Source organism: Mycobacterium sp. TH-M15, assembly GCF_057473705.1.
This window is the reverse complement of sequence record NZ_JBYCLB010000323.1, coordinates 1-2,097: the sequence shown is the minus strand read 5'-3', so window position 1 is coordinate 2,097 and position 2,097 is coordinate 1. Positions and strand designations below refer to the sequence as shown.

The 2,097-nt window shown below is 69.4% G+C and carries 2 protein-coding genes and 1 pseudogene; all 3 read right to left on the bottom strand.

Annotation, left to right across the window (positions count from 1 at the left end; genetic code table 11):
* Nucleotides 1-218, bottom strand: a pseudogene (locus AC2VNT_RS07805) (cell division protein FtsQ); the annotation flags it as partial.
* Entirely contained in the window at nt 215-1,660 is a 1,446-nt protein-coding gene (gene murC / locus AC2VNT_RS07800; protein WP_486946308.1) for a UDP-N-acetylmuramate--L-alanine ligase, read from the bottom strand. The pseudogene AC2VNT_RS07805 and the gene murC, both read right to left, overlap by 4 nt.
* A gap of 101 nt (nt 1,661-1,761) precedes the next feature.
* Nucleotides 1,762-2,097, bottom strand: a 336-nt coding sequence (locus AC2VNT_RS07795) for a glycosyltransferase (RefSeq protein WP_486946307.1), incomplete at its 5' end; no start/stop codon positions are given.

Sequence of the window (2,097 nt, the reverse complement as noted above, 5' to 3'; positions counted from 1 at the left end):
TCGCGGCGGGCTTCTTCGATCGCGGTGGCGCGCGCCTGCGCGGCGCGGCGCTCAGCCCGCTCACGGCGGGCCCGTCGGCGCGGCCCCTCGAACTCGTCGTGGTCGCCCGGCGTTTGGTCGTCCTGCGCCCCGACGACCAGCGGCTCGGTGATCGAGCTGTCGGCGTCCGCGGAATCGGCCACCAGATCGGCCGGCGCTCCCTCGTTCGGTTCGGTCACCGCCCCACTCCCGGCCGGCCGGGCGCGCTGCGGTTGGCCCGAACCCGCAGCGCGGCAACGATCTCCGGCCCGAGCATGGTCACGTCGCCGGCACCCATCGTGACGATGACGTCGCCGGGGCCGGTCACCGCGGCGACCTCCGCGGCAACCGCCGAGAAGTCGGGTAGATAGCGCACCGGCACGCTGACATGCTCAGCAACACTAGCTCCGCTGACGCCAGCGAGCGGTTGTTCGCGGGCACCGTAGACGTCAAGGATGAACACCTCGTCGGCGGCATCCAGCGCACGACCAAATTCGCTGGCAAAAGCCTTGGTCCGCGAATATAGGTGGGGCTGAAACACCACGATGCAGCGACCGCCGCCGTTCTGCTCCAGCACCTTGCGGACCGCCGCCAGCGTCGCGCTGATCTCCGTTGGATGGTGGGCGTAGTCGTCGAACACCCGCACCAGCGAGTTCGGGGCGTGTCCGACTCCGCAGGTCCCGACCAGTTCGAAGCGGCGACGCACACCCTCGAAACCGGCCAGCCCGTCGAGCACCTCATCGGTCGACGTGCCAATCTCGATCGCCGCCAGCAACGCGCCTAGCGCATTGAGCGCCATGTGCCGCCCGGGTACCGATAGCCGCATCACCCGTGGGTTCGGTTCACCGGCCAACTGGATGTGCGCGACCGCTCCGGTGCCCTGCTGCTCCCACGACACCAACCTGGCGGCCAAGGTCTCGCCCGGCCAGTCGTCGGAACCGTAGCGCAGCACCCGAATTCCTAGTTCAGCCGTGCGCTGAGCTAGCGCCGCCGCGCCGGGGTCATCGGCGCACACCACGAGCGCTCCCCCGGGGGCCAGCCGTTCCACGAAAGAATCGAACACCCCGACATAAGCATCGGCACTGCCGTAGAAATCCAGGTGATCGGACTCAATGTTGGTGACCACCGCGACGTTGGGCGTGTATTCCAGCAGCGAGCCGTCGCTTTCGTCGGCCTCGGCGACGAAGCAGTCGCCGCTGCCGTGGTGAGCGTTGGTACCCGCCTCGCCAAGCTCACCGCCGACCGCGAAGGATGGGTCGCGTCCGCAGTGCTGCAGGGCCACGATCAGCATGGAAGTGGTCGTCGTCTTGCCGTGTGTGCCGGTGACCATCAGCGTGGTACGCCCGTCCATCAGCCTGGCTAACACGGCCGGTCGCAATATCACCGGAATGCCGCGCCGCCGGGCTTCGACCAGCTCGGGGTTGGTCTTGGGGATGGCGGCGTGGGTGGTGATGACCGCGGTAACGCCGCCGGGCAGCAGATCCAGCGATGACGCGTCATGTCCGATGCGGATCAGCGCGCCACGTGCCCGCAGCGCGTGCACACCGCGCGACTCCTTGGCATCTGAGCCAGACACCAGCCCGCCGCGGTCCAGCAGGATGCGGGCGATGCCCGACATCCCGGCTCCCCCAATGCCCACCATGTGCACCCTACGTAGCTCAGGAGGCAGCTCGGGCGGCAACTGCTCGCGGGTCAAGCGCCGCTCCTCCTCATCGCTTCGCTCTGCATCGTCGCCGGCGCGGGTCACGGTTTCCCTCCAGCCGACCGGGCCCGTCGCGCGATGTCCAACGCGGCCTCCGCGACCTGACGCGCGGCATCACGATGTCCCACTCGCGCGGCGGCCGCCGTCATCGCCGCCAAGCGCGCCGGGTCGGTGAGCAGCCCGGCGACTTGCCGCGCCACCAGGCCCGGCGTCAAGTCGGCGTCGGCGACCACCATGCCGCCACCGGCGTTGACCACCGGCAGCGCGTTGAGCCGTTGCTCACCATTGCCGATTGGCAGCGGCACGTAGATGGCCGGCAAGCCGACGGCCGACACTTCGGCGACCGTCATTGCCCCGGACCGACACATCACCAGGTC

Excerpts from the sequence above, each read along its gene's own strand:
- murC (WP_486946308.1), bottom strand. The coding sequence starts at position 1,660 with ATGGTGGGCATTGGGGGAGCCGGGATGTCGGGCATCGCCCGCATCCTG.